22 protein-coding genes are annotated in these 21,543 nt (G+C 60.2%); 8 read left to right on the top strand and 14 right to left on the bottom strand.

The window, feature by feature from the left end:
• Window positions 1–98 precede the first annotated feature (98 nt).
• The 6 genes from hemJ to coq7 all read left to right on the top strand — a co-directional run bounded on the left by hemJ (window position 99) and on the right by coq7 (window position 4,550).
• Window positions 99–530 (top strand): protoporphyrinogen oxidase HemJ, encoded by a 432-nt coding sequence (gene hemJ, locus AB4O22_RS29785; protein ID WP_212797820.1) that lies wholly within the window; start codon window positions 99–101, stop codon window positions 528–530.
• A gap of 36 nt (window positions 531–566) precedes the next feature.
• Window positions 567–1,535, top strand: a complete 969-nt coding sequence (locus AB4O22_RS29780) for an NAD(P)H-dependent flavin oxidoreductase (RefSeq protein WP_460095678.1) — start codon at window positions 567–569, stop codon at window positions 1,533–1,535.
• 51 nt (window positions 1,536–1,586) lie between these two features.
• Window positions 1,587–2,555: a DUF805 domain-containing protein gene (locus tag AB4O22_RS29775; protein ID WP_460095677.1), complete on the top strand. Its 969-nt coding sequence runs from the start codon at window positions 1,587–1,589 to the stop codon at window positions 2,553–2,555.
• Window positions 2,556–2,617: 62 nt separating this feature from the next.
• Window positions 2,618–3,406 carry an SDR family NAD(P)-dependent oxidoreductase gene (locus AB4O22_RS29770; protein WP_003206122.1) on the top strand — a complete coding sequence of 263 codons (789 nt, stop codon included), beginning with the start codon at window positions 2,618–2,620 and terminating at the stop codon, window positions 3,404–3,406.
• Window positions 3,407–3,488: 82 nt separating this feature from the next.
• Window positions 3,489–3,827 carry a histidine triad nucleotide-binding protein gene (locus AB4O22_RS29765; protein ID WP_003206124.1) on the top strand — a complete coding sequence of 113 codons (339 nt, stop codon included), beginning with the start codon at window positions 3,489–3,491 and terminating at the stop codon, window positions 3,825–3,827.
• Window positions 3,828–3,902: 75 nt separating this feature from the next.
• The gene (coq7, locus tag AB4O22_RS29760) at window positions 3,903–4,550 is read left to right on the top strand and encodes a 2-polyprenyl-3-methyl-6-methoxy-1,4-benzoquinone monooxygenase (RefSeq protein ID WP_003206125.1); all 648 of its coding nucleotides are present in this window, start codon (window positions 3,903–3,905) and stop codon (window positions 4,548–4,550) included.
• A 112-nt stretch (window positions 4,551–4,662) separates the two neighbouring features.
• Here coq7 and AB4O22_RS29755 read toward each other — a convergent pair whose 3' ends face one another.
• Window positions 4,663–5,085 (bottom strand): OsmC family protein, encoded by a 423-nt coding sequence (locus tag AB4O22_RS29755; protein ID WP_003206127.1) that lies wholly within the window; start codon window positions 5,083–5,085, stop codon window positions 4,663–4,665.
• A gap of 240 nt (window positions 5,086–5,325) precedes the next feature.
• On the opposite strand from AB4O22_RS29755, the gene crp reads away from it, so the two are divergent.
• A complete protein-coding gene (gene crp, locus AB4O22_RS29750) occupies window positions 5,326–5,970 on the top strand; it encodes a cAMP-activated global transcriptional regulator CRP (protein ID WP_003206128.1) in 645 nt (214 codons plus the stop codon).
• Here the strand turns inward: crp and AB4O22_RS29745 are convergent.
• The 4 genes from AB4O22_RS29745 to AB4O22_RS29730 are packed head-to-tail and all read right to left on the bottom strand — an operon-like array spanning window position 5,967 to window position 9,157.
• Window positions 5,967–6,668 carry a lipoate--protein ligase family protein gene (locus tag AB4O22_RS29745; RefSeq protein ID WP_223472743.1) on the bottom strand — a complete coding sequence of 234 codons (702 nt, stop codon included), beginning with the start codon at window positions 6,666–6,668 and terminating at the stop codon, window positions 5,967–5,969. The genes crp and AB4O22_RS29745 overlap by 4 nt on opposite strands.
• Window positions 6,669–6,671: 3 nt before the next feature.
• The gene (gene trpC, locus AB4O22_RS29740; protein WP_223472742.1) at window positions 6,672–7,508 is read right to left on the bottom strand and encodes an indole-3-glycerol phosphate synthase TrpC; all 837 of its coding nucleotides are present in this window, start codon (window positions 7,506–7,508) and stop codon (window positions 6,672–6,674) included.
• Window positions 7,505–8,554, bottom strand: coding sequence for an anthranilate phosphoribosyltransferase (gene trpD, locus AB4O22_RS29735; protein WP_003206134.1), 1,050 nt, complete (start codon window positions 8,552–8,554; stop codon window positions 7,505–7,507). The genes trpC and trpD overlap by 4 nt, the downstream gene beginning before the upstream one ends.
• 9 nt (window positions 8,555–8,563) lie before the next feature.
• On the bottom strand, window positions 8,564–9,157 hold the full coding sequence (locus tag AB4O22_RS29730) for an aminodeoxychorismate/anthranilate synthase component II (protein WP_003206137.1): 594 nt from the start codon (window positions 9,155–9,157) through the stop codon (window positions 8,564–8,566).
• Between the two features lie 411 nt (window positions 9,158–9,568).
• On the opposite strand from AB4O22_RS29730, the gene estP reads away from it, so the two are divergent.
• Window positions 9,569–11,476, top strand: a complete 1,908-nt coding sequence (gene estP / locus AB4O22_RS29725; protein ID WP_223472741.1) for an esterase EstP — start codon at window positions 9,569–9,571, stop codon at window positions 11,474–11,476.
• A gap of 116 nt (window positions 11,477–11,592) precedes the next feature.
• On the opposite strand, the gene trpE is transcribed toward estP, so the two are convergent.
• From trpE to AB4O22_RS29680, 9 genes are all read right to left on the bottom strand, one after another.
• A complete protein-coding gene (gene trpE / locus AB4O22_RS29720) occupies window positions 11,593–13,074 on the bottom strand; it encodes an anthranilate synthase component I (RefSeq protein WP_003206140.1) in 1,482 nt (493 codons plus the stop codon).
• A 70-nt stretch (window positions 13,075–13,144) separates the two neighbouring features.
• Window positions 13,145–13,963 (bottom strand): phosphoglycolate phosphatase, encoded by an 819-nt coding sequence (locus AB4O22_RS29715; protein ID WP_003206141.1) that lies wholly within the window; start codon window positions 13,961–13,963, stop codon window positions 13,145–13,147.
• Window positions 13,960–14,634, bottom strand: a complete 675-nt coding sequence (gene rpe / locus AB4O22_RS29710; RefSeq protein ID WP_003206143.1) for a ribulose-phosphate 3-epimerase — start codon at window positions 14,632–14,634, stop codon at window positions 13,960–13,962. The genes AB4O22_RS29715 and rpe overlap by 4 nt, the downstream gene beginning before the upstream one ends.
• 78 nt (window positions 14,635–14,712) lie before the next feature.
• On the bottom strand, window positions 14,713–15,861 hold the full coding sequence (locus tag AB4O22_RS29705) for an iron-containing alcohol dehydrogenase (protein ID WP_003206146.1): 1,149 nt from the start codon (window positions 15,859–15,861) through the stop codon (window positions 14,713–14,715).
• Between the two features lie 215 nt (window positions 15,862–16,076).
• Window positions 16,077–16,901 (bottom strand): ABC transporter permease, encoded by an 825-nt coding sequence (locus tag AB4O22_RS29700; protein ID WP_003206148.1) that lies wholly within the window; start codon window positions 16,899–16,901, stop codon window positions 16,077–16,079.
• A 13-nt stretch (window positions 16,902–16,914) separates the two neighbouring features.
• Complete coding sequence (locus AB4O22_RS29695) at window positions 16,915–18,162, bottom strand: ABC transporter permease (RefSeq protein ID WP_003206151.1); 1,248 nt, start codon at window positions 18,160–18,162, stop codon at window positions 16,915–16,917.
• Window positions 18,163–18,356: 194 nt separating this feature from the next.
• Entirely contained in the window at window positions 18,357–19,400 is a 1,044-nt protein-coding gene (locus AB4O22_RS29690) for an ABC transporter substrate-binding protein (RefSeq protein WP_003206153.1), read from the bottom strand.
• A gap of 49 nt (window positions 19,401–19,449) precedes the next feature.
• Window positions 19,450–20,574: an ABC transporter ATP-binding protein gene (locus AB4O22_RS29685; RefSeq protein WP_003206154.1), complete on the bottom strand. Its 1,125-nt coding sequence runs from the start codon at window positions 20,572–20,574 to the stop codon at window positions 19,450–19,452.
• Window positions 20,575–20,854: 280 nt separating this feature from the next.
• Window positions 20,855–21,484, bottom strand: a complete 630-nt coding sequence (locus AB4O22_RS29680) for a response regulator (protein ID WP_003206156.1) — start codon at window positions 21,482–21,484, stop codon at window positions 20,855–20,857.
• Window positions 21,485–21,543: the final 59 nt, after the last annotated feature.

Here is a 21,543-nt window from a genome sequence, read left to right as displayed (position 1 = left end):
TGATAGGGGCCGCAGGGCCCGGCGACAACCGCCAAGGTGACGTGCGGACGCTCTAACCTCTACTATCGGGCTACCGTGAATCCTGGGAATAACTAAAAATGCTCTATCTGTGGCTCAAAGCACTTCACATCGTCAGCATGGTCTGCTGGTTCGCCGGCCTGTTCTACCTGCCTCGCCTGTTTGTCTATCACGCCCAAAGCGAGGACAGCGTCAGCAAAGAACGTTTCAGCATCATGGAGCGCAAGTTGTACCGCGGCATCATGGGCCCGGCGATGATTGCCACCCTGGTGTTCGGCATCTGGCTACTCAGCCTCAACGCCGGCGCCTATTTCACTCAAGGTGGCTGGATGCACGCCAAGCTGACCCTGGTCGTGCTGCTGATCGGCTACCACCATATGTGCGGCGCCCAAGTGAAGCGCTTCGCCCGTGGCGAAAACACCCGCAGCCATGTCTTTTATCGCTGGTTCAATGAAGTGCCGGTTCTGATATTGCTGGCTATCGTAATTCTGGTCGTCGTCCGACCGTTCTAATTTCCAATGCAGCATCCATTATCCGGGGTACTTGCGATGTCGTTGCCCGCTCTGCTTGAACAACGCTTGCGCCTGCCCGTCGTGGCAGCGCCAATGTTCCTGATTTCCAATCCGCAACTGGTGCTGGCCTGCTGCCGCAACGGCATCGTTGGCAGTTTTCCGGCGTTGAACCAGCGCGAGAGCAGTGGCTTCAAGGCCTGGCTCGAGGAAATCGAAGCAGGCCTGGCGACCCTGGAGAATCCGGCACCCTACGCTGTGAACCTGATCGTCCATCACAGCAACCCGCGGCTTCAGGCCGACTTGGCCATCTGCATCGAACACAAGGTGCCGATCGTCATCACCAGCCTGGGCGCGGTGAAGGAGTTGGTGGATGCCGTCCATGCTTATGGCGGACTGGTGTTCCATGACGTGACGACCCGGCGTCATGCCGAGAAAGCCGCCGAAGCCGGTGTCGATGGCTTGATCGCCGTTGCCGCCGGAGCAGGCGGGCACGCCGGAACGTGGAGCCCGTTTTCACTGGTCGCCGAGATCCGGCAGTTTTTCGACAAAACCGTGCTGCTTGCAGGATGCCTGAACCACGGTCATCAGATTCTGGCCGCACAATTGCTCGGCGCCGATCTGGCCTACTTCGGTACGCGCTTTATCGCTACGAGCGAAAGCCACGCCCCTGACGCTTATAAAGAGATGTTGCTCACATCCAGAGCCGCAGACATCGTGCATACTCCCGCTGTATCCGGAGTGCCGGCCAGCTTCATACGTCAGAGCCTGGAGAATGCCGGTTTCGATCTGACCGCCCTGCAGAACAAGGGCGAGGTGGATTTTGGCTCGAAACTCAAACCGCTGAACGATGAAGCCAAGGCCTGGAAAACCGTATGGTCCGCGGGCCAGGGCGTGGGTGAAATCGATGATTTGCCCAGCGTCGATCAGTTGGTGGCACGCCTGGATAAAGAATACCGTCAGGCACATGCCCGGGCGGCGCAGCTTGGCGGGCAATGGCCTCGCTGAAGCGACCCTAAAAAAACAGTTACTTAACTTTCAGAGACAAGGATGCCGGGCATGAGCGAAACCCGTTTCAACATCGTATTCGACGGAGGCCTGATGCCGGGCGTCGATACCACCACCGCCAAACTCAACCTCGCCGAACTGTTCAAAAGCGACATCAGCGCCATTGAACGGCTGTTCACCGGTCGCAAGGTTGCCCTTAAGAGCAACCTGTCCCAGAGCGAAGCCCAGCAGTACCTGGAAGCGCTCAACAAGAGCGGAATCGACGCCCGAATCGAAGCCGAACCCGCCGCCCTCCAACTGAGCCTTGGCGAAGTACAGGAGTCGCCGCAACAGCCGGGTGGACGCCATCCAGAGCCGATCGTCGACCCCGTCTCGCCGTACGCGCCTCCCCGCGCCGAAGTGGGTGAAGCGCTCGCCGAGTACAGCACGCTAAAACCCTTCAGCTTCGATGGGCGTATCGGGCGTTTGCGCTACCTGGCCTGGACCATGGTGTTGACCCTGGCCATGCTGCCCTTGGTCGGCCTGGGCTTCTGGTTGGCCACGGCCTGGCTGCTGGCTTCCAACTCGATAGCTGCACTGATTGTCGGCGGCCTGCTCGGCGCAGCCGTTGTACTTGCCTTTGCCTTCGTAAGCATCCAGTTCAACGTCCAGCGCCTGCATGACCTCGGCTGGTCGGGGTGGTTGTGGCTGGTCAACCTCGTTCCATTCGTGGGCAGCATCTTCCCGTTCATCCTGATCATTGCCCCGGGCAATACCGGTGCAAACCAGTATGGCCCGCCGCCACCGCGCAATACCACGGCAGTCAAACTGCTGGCGTCGCTTTGGCTTGTGATGATCGTCCTGATTTTCCTGGCTACCTTTGCCGGCATCTTCGGAGCCCTCCAGGAGGACTATGACAGCAGCAGCCTGAGCAGCTATGAAAGCAGCGAGTCCAGCAACGAAACCGCCGAAGAACCCGCTGTCGAGGCAGCCGAGCCCGCCTCGCCTTCTGTAGACTATGAGGAAGAAGAGGAACAATAAGCGCGCTTCATGCCGGTGACAGCCCAGTCAACTGGCGGCGGGCTGTTGCGATGGAGAACTGCATGACCCGTTACGCACTGATCACTGGCGCTTCCAGCGGCATTGGCCTGGCCATGGCCGAAGCGCTGGCCCGGCGCGGCCGCAACCTGATACTGGTGGCTCGACAGCGTGATCGGCTGGAAAGTATTGCAATCGAACTGACTCAGCGGTTTGGCGTGGAGGTGTTGTTCCGGGCCTGCGACCTGGGAGAACCGCTGAGGCTTTCCGGCTTTCTCCTGGAACTGGAGGAAGGTGAGCGGCAGATCGACCTGTTGGTCAATTGTGCAGGCATCGGCACCAGCGGGCCGTTCCTGGGCCAGGACTGGATGACCGAGCAGGACCTGATCGAAGTCAACATCCTCGCCCTGACACGGCTTTGTCATGCCATCGGCAACAGCATGGCACTGCTTGGCGGCGGCCAGATCCTCAACGTCGCCTCGATTGCCGCGTTCCAGCCCGGCCCCTGGATGAGTACCTATTACGCCAGCAAGGCCTATGTGCTGCACTTCTCCGAAGCCCTGCGGGTCGAGCTGAAGAAATGCGCGATCAAGGTCTCGGTGCTTTGCCCTGGCCCAACCCGGACCGGCTTCTTTTCCAGAGCGCAGATGGACGAACAGAAGCTCATCGACAGCAAGTTGCTGATGAGCCCGGAAGAGGTGGCCCTGTACGCCGTGCGCGCGCTGGACCGCAACCGCGCCATCATCATTCCCGGACGCCGCAACCGCTGGCTGGCCGCGCTGCCGCGACTGGGGTCGCGATGGCTGGTCCGAACCATCGCCGGCATGATCAACAAGGCTTATTGCCCGCGCTGATCCCTTCAAGTTGAACAACCAGGCACCTCAACCGGAGCCTTCAAGACACCCGACCTCGACGAACCCAACGGAGAAAACAGCTGTGGATACTCTGTTCACCAAGATCATCAACCGGGAAATCCCGGCGAAGATCATTTACGAGGATGACCAGGTATTGGCCTTCCACGACATCGCCCCACAGGCGCCTGTACATTTTTTGGTCATACCGAAAAAACCGATCCGCACCCTCAATGACCTGGCCGAAGAAGACAAAGGCCTGGCTGGACACATTTTGTTCACTGCTCAGCGCCTGGCGCTTGAATTGGGCTGTGAAGAAGGTTTTCGCGTGGTGATGAATTGCAATGAACTGGGTGGGCAAACGGTCTATCACATTCATATGCATGTGCTGGGGCAGCGCCAGATGAACTGGCCGCCGGGCTGATACCCCTGACCCAACGCAAATCTTCGGCGGTCGATTGGGTTAAACTGGCCGCTGTGATTTTTCCCGGAGGTAAGCATGACTACCCAACGTCACTACTCGCCGATTGATCGTCTGTTGCTGCAAGCTGATACCGCGATGCGCACGCTGCTGCCTTTCAGTGGCCAGCCATACCGCCCATCACCGGCTATCGTGCAACCAGACGCGCAACTGAGTGACGAGCAAACCCGCCACGTCGCCGGACTGATGCGCATCAACCACACCGGCGAAGTTTGTGCCCAGGCGCTGTATCAGGGCCAGGCGCTGACAGCGAAGCTACCGCAAGTGCGTGAGGCAATGGAGCATGCCGCCGAGGAAGAAATCGACCATCTGGTCTGGTGTGAACAACGGATTCGCCAGCTGGGCAGCCATACCAGCGTCCTGAACCCGCTGTTCTATGGGATGTCATTCGGAATAGGCGCCGTTGCCGGGCTGATCAGCGACAAAGTCAGCCTCGGTTTCGTTGCGGCGACCGAACATCAAGTGTGCAAGCATTTGAATGAACATCTCGACCAGCTGCCAGCCGAAGATGAAAAATCCCGGGCAATCCTTGAGCAGATGCGCGTGGATGAGGAACACCACGCCGAGAGTGCGCTTGAGGCCGGTGGCTTCCGTTTTCCGGCCCCGGTCAAGTTCGGCATGAGCCTGCTGGCCAAGGTCATGACCAAGAGCACTTATCGGATTTGACGGCAATTGGGAACTGACTAGCTCATTCCCACGGAAATTAAAAAGGCGACGTCCCCAAGGGAAGTCGCCTTTTTCTGTCCGAAAACTTCAATACGGCCAGTCGGCTATCGACTCAACCCAACTCGATGATTTCATAATCGTGGGTGATTTCGACCCCGGCGGCGCCAAGCATGATCGAAGCCGAGCAGTATTTCTCGGCGGACAGTTCAATCGCGCGCTTGACCTGAGCTTCCTTCAGGGCTCGCCCCTTCACCACGAAGTGCATGTGGATCTTGGTAAACACTTTGGGATCTTCAGTGGCGCGTTCTGCCTCCAGGAAAGCTTCGCAGCTTTCGACGGCCTGGCGGGACTTTTTAAGAATGCTGACCACGTCAAAGTTGCTGCAACCGCCCACGCCCAGCAGGAGCATTTCCATCGGCCGAACACCGAGGTTCCGCCCACCGGCCTCTGGCGGGCCGTCCATGACGACCACATGACCACTGCCTGACTCACCGAGGAACATGGCTTCGCCAGCCCATTGGATGCGTGCCTTCATCGCCAAGACTCCACTGTTAAAAAAGGGTCGCCAGCTTAGCACAGCGCTCCGGCATGACTGCTCTGCGTCTTAGGAGACCTGACCTGCCAGCATGTAGGTAAATTCTCAAATCAATTGAGGACGCCTCTGTTAAGCTGGCCATACGCCAACTCGCTGGCGCATGGCCAGCTTTTAGCGATAGCCATTCGCGTCTATAAAAAAATCAAACCATCACACTGCGCAGTCTTTCGGGATACAACCATGGTTGCCATTACTCCCACGTTCAAGATCAAGAATCTCGACAAACTCTTGATGCATTGCCAGCGCCGCCGCTATCCAGCCAAACACAACATCATTTGTGCGGGAGATCGTTCCGAGACGCTGTTTTTCATCATCAAGGGCTCGGTCACTATCCTGATTGAGGATGACGACGGCCGGGAAATGATCATCGCCTACCTCAATTCCGGAGATTTTTTTGGTGAGCTGGGGTTGTTCGAGCAGGCGGGCAAGGAGCAGGAGCGCAGTGCCTGGGTACGGACCAAGATTGAATGTGAAGTTGCGGAAATCAGCTACGCCAAATTCCGAGAACTGTCCTTGCAAGACCCGGACATTCTTTACGTCCTGAGCGGACAAATCGCACAACGCCTGCGCAATACCACCCGCAAGGTCGGCGATCTCGCATTTTTCGACGTCACCGGACGTGTCGCACGTTGCCTGCTGGAACTGTGCAAGCAGCCCGATGCCATGACCCACCCGGACGGCATGCAGATCAAGGTGACCCGCCAAGAGATTGGGCGGATTGTCGGTTGTTCGCGTGAAATGGTCGGTCGCGTTCTCAAGGATCTGGAAGAGCGCAACCTGGTCAACGTCAAAGGCAAGACCATGGTGGTGTTCGGAACGCGTTAAGGGCCCAGCAGATTGGTCAGCAGCTTCCGGTACAAAACGTCGAGCCGCTCCAGCGCGTGAGGCGCTGGGAATTTTTCATGCAGGGCAATATGGCTCTCGGCCCGCACTCGCTGCTCCAAGCCACAGGCCTCATTGAAGCGATTGACTGCCGCGACCATGGACTCGCGCTCGTTCTCCAGCAAAAGCGCGCCATGAACCAGCCCCACCGGACGTTGACCACCCTTGCTCTGGCGCCAGCGCTGAGCGGTGCCCACCATTTTCCGGCCGTCGAGATTGACGTTGAAGCGCCCGTCACAAAAAGCCCCTTCCACCTCTCCCAGCGAAGCCACCCCGCCCAACTCGTCCAACAGCTGACAAATGGGATCGCACAACCGGCGATACCCGGTTTCGATACGTCCGTGGTCACCTTCGCAGCGTGGTGGTGCGTAGACCAGGGCGATATTGACGGTAGCGGCCGACTGCGGCACCGGTTCGCCACCCGTTTCACGCAACAAGACAGGCCAGCCATGAGCAGCCGATACTTCACAGGCGTGTTCAAACCCCTGCAGGCGACTCAAGCGACGCGGCATCACCAGCGCACGATCGTTGGGCTGCCAGAGCAGCAGGCCGAACTCGGCGTCGCCCGCGCAGATGCTGGCCAACAGATCCTGTTCGGCTTGCAGGCCAGCTTCGACGGTGAGGGAAATCACAGGCGGCATGGATCAGTCCAGCGTCGAGCCGCTCACCGGCAGGCCTCGTTCAGGAAAGAACAGTCGCTGCAATTCCGTACCCGGGTTCTCGGCGCGCATGAACGCTTCGCCCACCAGGAATGAGTACACATCGCTGACTTCCATCAGCTCGACATCGGCCCGGTTGAGGATGCCGCTTTCGGTGATGACCAGGCGATCGCGCGGAATGCGCGGCAACAGGTCCAGGGTGGTTTCCAGGCTCACTTCGAAAGTGTGCAGGTTGCGATTGTTCACGCCGACCAGTTTGGTATCGAGGGTTTTCAGGGCTCGCTCCAACTCGACACCGTCGTGGACTTCCACCAGGACATCCAGCCCGACGCTTTTGGCAACGGCCGCCAGTTCGGCCATTTTCACGTCGTCCAAGGCGGAAACGATCAACAGTACGCAGTCGGCGCCCAGCGCACGCGCTTCGATGATCTGGTACGGGTCGATCATGAAGTCCTTGCGGATCACCGGCAACTTGCATGCCGCCCGCGCCTGCTTCAGGTAGTCGTCGGCCCCTTGAAAAAAGTCGACGTCGGTCAGCACCGAGAGGCAGGTCGCACCACCCTTCTCGTAGCTTCGCGCGATCTCGGCCGGGACGAAGTGCTCACGAATCACGCCCTTGCTGGGGGACGCCTTCTTTATTTCGGCAATCACCGCCGGCTGTTTTTTCTTGGCCTGATCGATCAGAGCCTGGGCAAAGCCGCGCGGCGCATCCGCTGAACGCGCCAGGTTTTCCAGCTCGGCCAGACTGACCCGAGCGCTGCGCTCAGCCACTTCCTGGGCCTTGCGAGCCAGAATTTTTTCCAGAACCGTTGGCACGCTCATCCTTCGTTCTCCACTTTGAATACGGCGGTAAATGCACCCAACTCTTCGAGCTTTTCCCTGGCCAGGCCAGTGTGCAGCGCATCATGGGCCAGTTCCACGCCTTGCTTTAGGCTGCTGGCGTGGTCAGCGGCGTACAACGCGGCACCGGCATTGAGCACGATCATCTCAGCAGCTTTCTGGCCATTCTCGGTCTTGCGACGACCCAGGGCATCACGAATCAGCTCCAGCGATTGGGCCGGGCTGTCGACTGCCAGCCCGTGCAGGCTCTGGCTTTTCATGCCGAGGTCTTCAGGTTCGACCCAATACTCGCTGATCTGATCATTTTTTAGTTCGGCCACGAATGTAGGCGCCGCCAGGCTGAACTCATCCAGCCCATCCTTCGAATGGACCACCAGTACGTGCTTGCTGCCCAGGCGTTGCAAGACTTCAGCCAATGGCCGGCACAATGCCTGGCTGAACACACCGACTACCTGATGCTTCACGCCGGCCGGATTCGTAAGCGGGCCGAGCATGTTGAACAGCGTACGCAGCCCCAGCTCGCGGCGCGGCGCGGCAGCGTGTTTCATGGCGCTATGGTGGGTCTGGGCAAACATGAAACCGATGCCGACGTTATCGATGCAGCGTGCCACCTGGATCGGCGTCAGGTTCAGGTAAATGCCGGCCGCCTCCAGCAGATCGGCACTGCCGCTCTTGCCGGAAACTGCCCGATTGCCGTGTTTGGCAACGGTGCAACCGGCCGCCGCGACGACAAACGACGAGGCCGTGGAAACGTTAAAGATATTGGCGCCGTCACCGCCGGTACCGACCACATCCACCACACCGTCCAGCGTCTTGAGTTCGACCTTGTCCGCCAGCTCACGCATCGCCGAAACCGCACCCACGATTTCATCGATGCTCTCACTCTTCATGCGCATGGCCATCATGAACGCGCCGATCTGCGCATCCGAGCATTGGCCGGTCATGATTTCGCGCATCACGTCGCGCATCTCGTCGGTGCTCAGGTCGAGATGGCCGACGATACGGCTCAGGGCTGTCTTGATATCCATGAAAAGTCCTTAGCGCGTGCCGCCGGTTTGTTTGAGAAAGTTGGCGAACAGTTCGTGGCCCTGTTCGGTGAGAATAGACTCGGGATGAAATTGCACACCCTCGATATTCAGCGTCTTGTGGCGCAGCCCCATGATTTCATCGACCGAGCCATCCTCAAGCTGGGTCCAGGCCGTCAACTCCAGGCAGTCGGGCAGAGTTTCGCGCTTGACCACCAGGGAATGGTAGCGGGTTACGGTGAGCGGATGATTCAGCCCCTCGAACACGCCCTTGTCCTCGTGGAATACCGGGCTAGTCTTACCGTGCATGACCTGTCGGGCGCGCACCACGTCACCGCCGAACGCTTGGCCAATCGACTGATGCCCCAGGCAGACACCGAGGATCGGCAGCTTGCCGGCGAAATATTTGATGGCTTCGATGGAGATGCCTGCTTCGGTCGGCGTGCAAGGGCCGGGCGAAACCACGATGCGCTCAGGCTTGAGGGCTTCGATTTCGGCGATGGTCAATTCGTCGTTGCGCACGACCTTGACTTCGGAGCCCAGCTCGCCGAGGTACTGCACAACGTTGTAGGTAAAAGAGTCGTAGTTATCGATCATCAGCAACATGGCGTAAGCAACCTATTGAATTCACTGACTTTAAATACAGCCTTCAGAGAGTGACCCGCACGCTGCTGCGCTTGGCGAGGCAAGTGATGCCCCTGCGAAGCGGCTCTACAAGCGGGTAAAGAAGGCAAATCGGTACAGGTCCGGCAAGGCCGGCGGAGAATGTTCAGGCGCGCCAACGCCAGCGGGCGTGAGCCTTGATCATTTGATCCAGAAGTTTGCTGACAATCGACACAGGGAAAGTCTCGTTCATACGTCCCGGCACAGTAGCTTAGCTGGGCGGAGCACGCAATATGACCGATCCCGAAGGGCTTTGAAACAATCGCGACGTTCCGGATAGATGGCAAAACGCCGGAAGTTTTTGGTACTGTCGTTTCGTTTTCTAACAACAATAAGATAAAAACGGACTTTCCCATGACAAAGAAGACGTTGTTCGTACCGATTGCTGGTTGCCTGCTTGCGCTCGCCTGCGCCCAAGCGAACGCCGGCCCCAACCCTTATTCCAAGTTCATCGTGTTCGGTGACAGCCTCAACGACGCTGGCCAGTTCGCCGACCCGAATGGTCCGCCCGGCTCGACCGAGCGCTATACCAACCGAACCGGTCCGATCTACACCGACGGCAGCGGCGAAGCCTACTCCGCCAACTCAACCCAACTGCTCGGTGGGCGCCTGGGTTATTCCGCTGACGAGACCGCCGCTTCCACTTCGGCGGTCCGCGCCAGCGAGGGGCTGGCAGACGGCAACAACTGGGCGGTGGGCGGTTATCGTACCGACCAGATCCTCGAGTCGATTACCGGCGTGTCCGACACCGGCGAGCGCAGCCGTCCCGGCTATCTGCAGTCCAATGGCCTGCGCGCCGATCCAAATGCGCTGTATTACCTTTCCGGTGGTGGTAACGACTTCCTACAAGGTCGGGTGCTGACCCCCGAGCAAGCGAACGCCGCCGCAGACCGCCTGGCCGACAGCGTCCAGGTGCTGCAAACGGCCGGTGCCCGCTATGTGATGGTCTGGTTGTTGCCCGACCTGGGCTTGACCCCGGCCCTCAACGGCGGTCCTTTGCAAGACGCCTTTTCGCAACTGGGCAACCAGTTCAACCAACAGTTGATCACGCGACTGCAAGGCATCGACGCTGAAATCATTCCATTGAACATTCCGCTTTTGCTGAAGGAAAGCTTCGCCGACCCGGCAAGATTCGGCCTCGCCACCGGGGAGAACCTCACCGCGACCTGCTTCAGCGGCAACGGCTGCACGGAAAACGCCACCTACGGCATCAACAGCGCCACGCCTGATCCCACCAAGCTGATCTACAACGACGCGGTCCATCCGACCGAAACCGGACAAAAACTGATCGCCGACTACGCCTATTCCCTGCTCGCGGCACCATGGGAGCTGACGTTGCTACCGGAAATGGCCCACTCGACCCTACGCGCCCACCAGGACGAGTTGCGCAGCCAGTGGCAATCGGACTGGGAGAACTGGCAGGCCGTCGGCCAATGGCGAGCCATCGTCGCAGGCGGCGGCCAGCATCTGGACCTGGACAGCCAGGACAGCGGCGCCAGCGCCGACGGCAGCGGCTACAGCCTGAACATTGGCGGCAGCTATCGCCTCAACGACGCGTGGCGCGTGGGTGTCGCCGCCGGTTTCTACCGCCAGGACATGGAAGCAGGCCATAACGATTCGGACTACAAGCTCAACAGCTACCTGGCGACCGCTTTCGCCCAGTTCCAGCAAAATCGCTGGTGGGCCGATGCGGCACTGACCGGCGGCAAGCTCGACTACGACAACCTGGAGCGCAAGTTCGACCTGGGCGTCAACGAAGCGCAGGAGAAAGGCAACACGGACGGTCATCTATGGGCATTCAGCACGCGGGTGGGCTACGACATCGCCCAGCCGGGCAGCGAGTGGCACCTCTCGCCGTTTATCAGCGCTGACTATGCGAAGGTGGAAGTCGATGGTTATTCGGAAAAGAGCAGCCGTTCCACAGCACTGACCTTCGATGACCAGACCCGTGATTCGAAACGCCTGGGCATTGGCTTGCAAGGCAAATACAACATCACCCGCCAGACCCAGGTGTTTGGCGAATATGCCCACGAACGCGAGTACGAAGACGACACGCAAAAGGTCAACATCGCCCTCAACAGCCTGCCGGCCAACGACTTCACACTGGAAGGCTACACGCCACAGAGCCACCTCAATCGCCTGAGCCTTGGGGTCAGCCACAAGTTGACCAACGACTTGGCGCTACGGGGTGGTTATACACTGCGCAAGGATGATGACATGACCCAGCAAGGGGTAAGCCTGGGCGTTAGCCTGGATTTCTGATCGAGAAAAAACTGTGGGAGCGAGCTTGCTCGCGATTACGGACTGTCAGTCAACCTATTGGTTGAATATGACGGCCTCATCGCGAGCAAGCTCGCTCCCACCCTGATCGAGTTACTTCAGTTGCTGGAGGTCTGCTCGGCCAGCGCCACCGCGCGGAACATGGCCCGGCGCTTGTTCAGGGTCTCTTCCCATTCCAGTGCCGGCACCGAGTCGGCGACGATACCGCCGCCGGCCTGCACGTGCAGTTCACCGTTCTTGATGACGGCGGTGCGAATGGCAATGGCGGTGTCCATGTTGCCGTTCCAGGCGAAGTAACCCACGGCCCCGCCGTACACGCCCCGCTTGACCGGCTCCAGTTCGTCGATGATTTCCATCGCGCGGATTTTCGGCGCGCCAGACAAGGTGCCCGCCGGCAGGATCGCCCGCAAGGCGTCCATCGCCGTCAGTCCGGCCTTCAACTGGCCGGTGACGTTGGAGACGATGTGCATCACGTTGGAATAGCGCTCGATGACCATCTTCTCGGTGAGCTTCACCGAGCCGATCTCCGAGACCCGCCCAGTGTCGTTGCGCCCCAGGTCAATCAGCATCAGGTGCTCGGCGATTTCCTTGTCGTCCGACAGCAGGTCCTCTTCCAAGGCCCGGTCAGCTTCCTCCGTGGCGCCACGGGGGCGAGTACCGGCAATCGGCCGCACGGTGATCAGGTTGTCTTCGACCCGCACCAGCACTTCCGGCGAACTGCCCACGACATGGAAGTCGCCGAAGTTGAAGAAGTACATGTACGGCGTCGGGTTGAAACAGCGCAGCGCCCGATAGAGATCGATCGGCGCTGCCTTGAAGTCGATGGACATCCGTTGCGACGGCACGACTTGCATGCAGTCACCGGCGAGGATGTACTCCTTGATGGTATCGACGGCCCGTTCGTAATCGTCCTGGGTGAAACTGGAACGGAATACCGGGTCGGTCGCCGACTGCTTGCTGAAGTCCAGGCCGGGACGCGGAGCGATCGGCTGGCGTAACTTTTCCAGCAGTGCTTGCAGGCTTTGTTGACCTTGCTCGTAGGCATCTTCCTGGGACGGATCGGCCAGGACGATGGCGTGCATCTTGCCGGCGAGGTTGTCAAAGACAACGACCGCGTCGGAGACCATCAGCAAAATATCCGGAACGCCCAGCGGATCGGGGTTCGGGCAGGTGCCCAGGCGTTTTTCCACGTAGCGCACGCAGTCGTAGCCGAAATAACCCACCAGGCCACCGTTGAAGCGCGGCAGGCCAGGGATGGTCGGCACGTTATAGCGGGCCTTGAAGGTTTCGACGAACGCCAGCGGGTCTTCGACTTCGAGGCTTTCGATTTCGACACCGTCGTGGGTCACGCTGATGCGATGGTCATGGACCCGCAGCACCGTGCGGCACGGCAGGCCGATGATGGAATAACGGCCCCATTTCTCGCCCCCCTGCACCGATTCGAGCAAGTAGGAGTTGGGCTGGTCGGCCAACTTGAGGTAGATCGACAGCGGCGTGTCGAAGTCAGCCAGGGTTTCACAGGCAAGGGGGATGCGGTTGTAGCCGGCAGCGGCTAGACGCAGGAATTCTTCGCGGATCATGGGGTGCCTCGTGGCAAGAGGAGCTGACAGTCAGGTATGCAAACGCGCCGGATAACCGGCCAGGATCACGTCAGGTGCGCCAACGCCAGCGGGCCAGGGCCTTCATGACTTTCATCCAGAGTTTGCGAGTGACCACCACGATGGCGTTTCCAGAAGAGGATTGAACAGCGTCGGGCAACGTTATCTCAGCGGCCGGGTCCAGGCAACCGGGAATTAACAGGCGCAAATCGTCGATCACCAGCGTCGGAAACTCTTCGGCGATTGGTCGGCCGTGGTTGTAGCCGTAACTCAGCGCCACGCATTTGACCCCTGCCGCTTTCGCCGCCAGCACATCGCTGCGCGAGTCGCCAACGAACAAGGATTGGGAAGCCGGGATGTTGGCCATTTTCATCACGAAAAACAGCGCGGCCGGGTCAGGCTTTTTCTGCGGTAAGGTATCGCCACCGATGATCCAGCGGAAATAGCGACCGATCTTCATCTGGTCCAGCAACGGCGCAACGAAGCGCTCCGGCTTGTTGGTAATCAGCGCCATTTCCACGCCCTGCTTCTGCAGCCACTTGAGGGTGGAGCGCACGCCGGGGTAGACCACCGTCAGTTGGTGATTGTCTTCGTAGGCTTCATTGAACAACTCCAGCGCCCGCTCGACCTCGGCATCATCGACACCTCGGGCATCGATGTCATTGGCCAGGGCCCGGCGCACCAGCATCGGCGCGCCATTGCCGACCCAGTGGCGTACCGAATCGAGGCCGGCGGGCGGGCGTCCAAGCTTGAGCAGCATCGTGTCCACCGCCGCCGCGAGGTCCGGGACCGAATCGACCAATGTGCCATCGAGGTCGAACATCACCAGACGCGGCAAGCTGCCGGGGAACAGCTGCTCGAAGCCGCTCATGGGCGCGCCAGGGCCAGTTCGGCGCGCATTTGTGCAATCACCTCTTCGTAGTTCGGTGCATTGAAGATCGCCGAACCCGCGACGAACGTGTCGGCGCCGGCGGCGGCGATTTCACGAATATTCTTCACGTTCACGCCACCGTCGATTTCCAGGCGGATATCACGGCCCGAGGCATCGATCAACGCACGGGCTTCGCGCAGCTTGTCGAGCGTACCCGGGATGAACTTCTGCCCACCGAAGCCAGGGTTGACGCTCATCAACAGGATCATGTCGACCTTGTCCATCACGTACTTGAGCACGTCCAGCGGCGTGGCCGGGTTGAACACCAGGCCGGCCTTGCAACCGCCTTCGCGGATCAACTGCAGGGAGCGGTCGATGTGCTGCGTGGCTTCAGGGTGGAAAGTGATGTAGGTAGCACCGGCTTCGATGAAGTCACCGACAATACGGTCCACCGGGCTGACCATCAGGTGCGCGTCGATCGGCGCGGTGATGCCGTACTTGCGCAGCGCCGCGCAGACCATCGGGCCGATGGTCAGGTTGGGCACGTAGTGGTTGTCCATGACATCGAAGTGCACGATGTCGGCGCCGGCGGCCAGAACGTTGTCCACTTCTTCGCCCAGGCGGGCGAAGTCGGCAGAAAGAATCGACGGAGCAATAGCGAAGGGCTGCATGACGCACCTGTTTTGAGCGAAATCACGATGGCGCGCATTGTATACCTCAAGATTTGGCGCGCCCACCGTGGCAATCGATCAATACGCCGCGCGGTAGATCTTCTCGATATCGGCGGCGCTCAGTTTGCGCGGATTATTGCGCATCAGCCGTTCTATTCCCGCCGCTTCCACCGCCATGGATGGAATCACCTCCTCGGTCACGCCCAGGCTGCTGAGGCCGTTGGGTATTTCCACGGCGGCGCACAACGCAACCATGGCCTCCACGGCTTCGTCGGCCGCTTCAAGATCACTCAGGTGCGCGGTCTTGAGGCCCATGGCTTCGGCGATGTCACGCATGCGCTCGACACAGGCCATCTTGTTCCAGGCCATGACGTACGGCAGCAACAAAGCGTTGGCGACGCCATGGGACACGTGAAAGCGCCCGCCCAACGGATAGGCCAGCGCATGCACCGCCCCGACCCCGGCATTGCCGAACGCCATGCCGGCCATCAGGCTGGCCGTGGCCATGTCTTCGCGGGCTTGCAGGTGAGCCGGGTTGGCATAGGCCTTGGGCAGCGCGCGGGTGATCAGCTTGATTGCGCCGATGGCCAGGGCATCGGTGATTGGCGAAGCATTGAGCGACAGGTAGGCCTCGATGGCGTGTACCAGCGCATCAACGCCACTGGCAGCCGTGACGCTGCGCGGGCATGTGAGGGTCATCTGCGGACTGACCAACGCCACGTCCGGCAACAGATAATCGCTGACGATGCCTTTTTTCAGCTGCGCAGCCTTGTCGGAGAGGATCGCCACGTTGGTGACTTCCGAACCGGTACCGGCCGTAGTGGGGATGGCAATCATGGGCGGGCCTTTGCGCGGCACCTGATCGACACCGAACATATCCTGCAGCTCGCCGTGGTAACCGGCATAGACCCCCACGCACTTGGCGATGTCGATGGCACTGCCACCCCCGAGACCGATCAGGCCGTCATGACCACCGTCGCGATAGGCTTGCATGCAGTCTTCGACAATGGCGATTTCCGGGTCCGGCATGACCCGGTCGAAAATCTCGTAGTCCCGTCCGCCCAGATGTTGCAGGGCCAGTTCCACGGTGCCGGACTTGACCAACGCCGCATCGGTCACGATCAGCGGGTTGTCGACGTCCAGGCGCGTCAACTCCGCGGCCAGTTGCTCGATGGCAGCGGCACCGGTGATCAGTTTATGGGCGATCTTGAATGAGGAAAGACTCATGTGCGCGGCCTCTTATTCGAGTATGGGCTGGCACAAGGATAGCTCGGTATTGAGGGTTGTCTGCCATTCAGCGTATGAATGCGATAAGGAACCTGTGGATGAGGCCCCTGTGGGAGCCAGCTTGCTCGCGATAGCGGATCAACATTCAACTTCTGTTTTGAATGTATCACCGCTATCGCGAGCAAGCTCGCTCCCACACTGTTTTTGCTTGGGCGTCAGGCTTGGGTAGTACGCAGCTTCTCGCTACGCCCACGCAACCACTCCAGGGTCAGCAACAGGATCACCGAGAAGGCAATCAGCAGCGTTGCCGCAGCGGCGATGGTAGGGCTGAGGTTTTCGCGGATGCCGCTGAACATCTGCCGTGGCAAGGTTGCCTGCTCGGGGCCGGCCAGGAACAGGGTCACTACGACTTCATCGAACGACGTCGCGAAGGCGAACAGTGCGCCGGAGATCACGCCCGGGGCGATCAACGGCAAGGTCACCCGACGAAACGCCGTCAGTGGCGAAGCCCCAAGGCTGGCGGCGGCCCGAACCAGGTTGTGGTTGAACCCCTGCAGGGTCGCCGACACCGTGATGATCACGAACGGTACACCCAGCACGGCGTGGACCACGATCAGCGAGAAGAAGCTGTTGCCCAGCCCCAGCGGTGCGAAAAACAGGTAACTGGCTACGCCAATGATCACCACCGGCACCACCATCGGCGAAATCACCAGGGCCATCACCAACGCCTTGCCTGGGAAGTCACCACGGGTCAGGCCGATGGCCGCGAGCGTGCCGAAAACCATCGCCAGCAACGTCGCCGCCGGTGCCACGATGATGCTGTTTTTCAGCGCCCGCATCCATTCGGCCGAGGCGAAGAAATCGTGGTACCACTGCAGCGAAAAGCCCTGCAGCGGATAGACCAGGAAGCTGCCGGAGTTGAACGACAGTGGAATGATCACCAGCACCGGCAGGATCAGGAACAACAGAATCAGCCCGCAGAGTGTGCGCAAGCAGTAGAACCACACCCGCTCGACGGGGGACATGTAAGGACTCACCATTTTCGATCTCCCCTTAGCTCAGGCGCAGGCGACTGGCGCCCACCAGCCAGCTGTAAATCAGATAAAGCACGATGGTCGCCAGCAACAGCAGCCCGCCGAGCGCCGTGGCCATGCCCCAGTTGATGCTGGTGTTGGTGTAGAACGCGACGAAGTAGCTGACCATCTGATCGTTCGGGCTGCCCAGCAGCGCCGGCGTGATGTAGTAGCCGATGGCAAGGATGAACACCAACAGGCAACCGGCACCGACCCCGGCATAGGTCTGCGGGAAGTACACGCGCCAGAAACTGGCGAACGGGTGGCAGCCCAGGGAAATCGCCGCACGCATATAGGTTGGCGAGATGCCCTTCATCACGCTGTAGATCGGCAGGATCATGAACGGCAGCAGGATGTGGACCATGGAGATGTACACACCGGTGCGGTTGAACACCAGTTCCAGGGGCTTATCAATGACGCCCATGGCCATCAGCGCACTATTGATCAGGCCACCGGACTGCAGCAACACGATCCATGCGGCGACACGTACCAGGATCGAGGTCCAGAACGGCAGCAGCACCAGGATCATCAGCAGGTTGCTCTGGCGCGAAGGCAGGTTCGCCAGCAGGTAGGCCAACGGATAGGCCAGCACCAGGCAGATCGCGGTGATCACCAGGCCCATCCAGAAGGTCCGGGTAAAGATGTCGAGGTAGATCGCCTGGTCCGGGGTGGCCGTGGCCAGTTCGCCGAGGTCATCGATGCGGTGATCGACGGCCGCCAGCAGGTAATACGGGGTGACGTTGCTGGTGTTGCGGCGGATCACCTGCCAGTACGCCGGGTCGCCCCAACGCTCATCGAGGTTTTCCAAGGCTTCTTTATAGGAAGCCGGCTCGGTGGCAAACGGCAACGCCCGAGCAGTCTTGGTCAGCAGGCTGCGATAGCCGGCCAATTCCATGTTCAGGCGCTTGGACAAGTCGCCCAGGGTCTGATTCTTGCGGGCTTCGGCCAGGTCTTCGCTGGCTGCCTTGTACACCGGCTCGCCCGGCAAACCACGTCCGTCCCAGGCAGCGACGGCGGTGACAGTACGCGGCATGGCACCCACCACTTCCGGGTTGCTGACGCTTTTGAACAGCAGCGCCACGATCGGCACCAGGAACACCAGCAACAGAAACAGCACCAGCGGCGCGATCAAGGCCTGGGCCTTCCAGCGGTTGATCCGCTCGGCGTGCTTGAGCCGTTGCTTGAGGGTGGGGCTGGTGCCCGCGTTCAGTGGAACGGCGATGGCCATGGCGAACTCCGCAAATCTCTTTGATCGTTACAGGGGCGGCGGGCCGCCTCTGTTCTTTTAAAACGTTGGCCTCTGAGTCGATCGTTCCCACGCTCCGCGTGGGAATGCATCCAATGACGCTCTGCGTCACAAAGGACGCGGAGCGTCCTGGGCGGCATTCCCACGCGGAGCGTGGGAACGATCTCTGTCAGCGGTTACTTCGCAGCCCAGGAGTTGAAGCGCTGCTCCAGTTGCTCACCGTTGTCAGCCCAGAAGCTGACGTCGATCTGCACCTGGTTGGCGATGTTTTCCGGGGTGGTCGGCATGTCTTTCAGGACATCCTTGGCCAGCAACGGTACAGCCTGGGTATTGGCCGGACCGTAGGCGATGTTTTCCGAGTAGGTCTTCTGCTGCTGCGGCGCCACCGAGAAGGCGATGAATTTCTTCGCCGCTTCGGCGCGGGTCTTGTCCAGGCCGCGTGGGATGGCCCAAGCGTCGAAGTCATAGATGCCGCCGTTCCACACCACTTTCAGGTTGCTTTCTTTCTGTACCGCGGCGATCCGGCCGTTGTAGGCCGAGCTCATGACCACGTCACCGGAAGCCAGGTACTGCGGTGGCTGGGCGCCAGCTTCCCACCACTGGATGTTCGGCTTGAGCTCATCGAGCTTCTTGAACGCACGGTCCTGGCCGTCTTTGCCAGCCAGCACTTTGTAGACGTCTTTCGGCGCTACGCCATCGGCCATCAGCGCGAATTCCAGGGTGTACTTGGCGCCTTTGCGCAGGCCGCGCTTGCCTGGGAATTGCTTGGTGTCCCAGAAGTCAGCCCAACTGGTCGGCGCGGTCTTGAGTTTGTCGGCGTTGTAGGCCAGCACGGTCGACCACACGAAGAAGCCCACGCCGCAAGGCTGGATAGCACCCTTGACGTAGTCTTCGGCCTTGCCGAACAGGGCCGGATCGAGTTGTTCGAACATGTCTTCGTCACAACCACGGGACAATTCCGGGGACTCGACTTCTACCAAATCCCAGGAAACGCTCTTGGTATCGACCATGGCCTTGACCTTGGCCATTTCACCGTTGTACTCGCCAGCCACGATCTTGCCATTGCCGGCCGCTTCCCACGGTGCGTAGAAGGCTTTGACCTGAGCCGCCTTGTTCGCCCCGCCGAAAGACACCACGGTCAGGTCCGGGCCCGCCGCCATCGCGCTTGCCGCACCCATCATGCCCAGTGTCAGGGCTGTGAACTTCAGGGATCTCAACATTTATTGTTCTCTCCACGTGCAGGGTTGGTGTTGGTACAGCAGGGGGCGATCAATTCGCCTCTAGAAGGGGATCGAGCGCACGCACATGCTCGACTTGCCAGCCAAGCGGAACCACGTCCCCGACGGCGAGCCCGGGATCGAGCTCGGCAATCGGTTGCTTCACAAAGAAGTCGTTCTTGCCGCAGACTTCCAGGCGAACCCGGACGTGGTCGCCCAGATAGATGAATTCCGCCACCCTCCCTGAGAAGCGGTTGACACATTGTTCGCTTGCGCCGTTGAGGCTCACCCGTTCCGGGCGGATCGACAGAGTCACCGGCTCGCCTGGCTTGCCGACATTCACCGCCAGTGCCTCGACCTTCTCACCGCGCCCCAACTCCACCAGGCAGCGCTCGCCGGTTTGGCTGTGCAGGCGGCCGTTAAGGCGGTTGTTCTCACCGATGAAGTTGGCGACAAAGGTGTTTTTCGGCTCTTCATAAAGGGTGCGCGGCGGGGCGATCTGCTGGATCTCGCCCTGGTGGAACACCGCCACACGGTCGGACATGGTCAGGGCTTCGCCCTGGTCGTGGGTCACATAGACCACGGTCACGCCCAGGCGCTGGTGCAGGTGTTTGATTTCCATCTGCATGTGCTCGCGCAATTGCTTGTCCAGCGCACCCAGGGGTTCGTCCATCAGCACCAGCTGCGGCTCGAATACCAGCGCCCGGGCCAGGGCCACCCGTTGTTGCTGGCCGCCGGACAATTGCGCCGGGTAGCGTTGGGCGAAGCTGTCCAGCTGGACCATGCTCAAGACGCGCTTGACCCGATCACTCACGTCGCTCTTGTTCAGGCCCCGCACGGTCAGCGGGAACGCCAGGTTCTCGGCGACGGTCATGTGAGGAAACAAGGCGTAGTTCTGGAACACCATGCCGATGTCGCGCTTGTGCGGTGGCACATTGTTGATCGAGCGCCCGGCCAGCAGGATCTCGCCGGCGGTTGGGGTTTCAAACCCGGCCAGCATCATCAGGCTGGTGGTCTTGCCGGAGCCGGAAGGCCCGAGCAGGGTCAGGAATTCGCCTTTGCGAATATCCAGGTTGAGGTCTTTGACGATCAGGTTCTCGCCGTCGTAGCTCTTTTGCACACCACGAAAGCTGACCAGCACATCACTGGCCCCCGCGCTTGAATCGACCTGGCTCATACCCGCACCTTTTGTATTGATGACTGCTTGTGAGTCAAGCCTAGTGGAGCCTGGGGCCCGCGCAAATCGGGACGCAGGAGAGAATCACCTCAGCGGGATGGAAGAGTCGGGGTAGGGATTGCCCTACAGGGATGGCGGGATTGGATAAGGACGGTGGGCAGTTGGCAGCGGCACGCCGCAAGTAGGGGCAAAAGCGCTATTGGGGCGTGTCGCAAATGGATATGCCGACACATTTCCCCTGTGGGAGCAAGCTCGCTCCCACAGGGGAAAATTGCGAGTCTTAGAGCAGCTTGTGCTCCATCGCATATTTCACCAGCTCTGCCAATGAGGTGATGTTGAGCTTCTGCATCAGCCGTGCCTTGTGGGTGCTGATGGTCTTGCTGCTCAGGGCCAGTTGCTGGGCTATGTCGTTGACGTTGGCGCCCTGGGCCAGGCGTTCGAAGACTGAGAACTCACGCTCGGAAAGCAGCGAGTGCAGCGGTCGCGTGTCGGTCAGGCCGACTTCAAAGACCATGCGGTCGGCCAGGTCCGGGTCGATATAGCGTCCGCCGGCCGCGACCTTGCGAATCGCCATGAGCAGCAGGGCCGGGTCGCTGTCCTTGGTCGCGTAGCCAGCGGCGCCGACCTTCAGGGCGCGGGCGGCCATTTGCGCTTCGTCATGCATCGACAGCACCAGGATGGCCGGCGGATTGTTCAGCGCCCGGATCCGTGGGATCGCCTCCAGGCCGTTGACGCCCGGCATGGAAATGTCCAGCAGCACCACTTCGCAGGGCACGTGGCGCAAGGTCTCGAGCAACTGTTCGCCATTGCTCGCTTCCCCCACCACCACCAGATCCTTGGCCAGGCCGATCAACTGCTTGATGCCTTCACGGACGATGGTGTGGTCTTCGGCTACCAGTACACGGATCACGTTGTTCTCCAGATTCAGGATCTCATCGCGAGCAAGCTCGCTCCCACAGGGTTATGTGT

The organism is Pseudomonas sp. S3_B11, from assembly GCF_054667715.1.
Note: the sequence above shows the minus strand (reverse complement) of the source record. Positions and strands in the feature narration are given on the sequence as shown.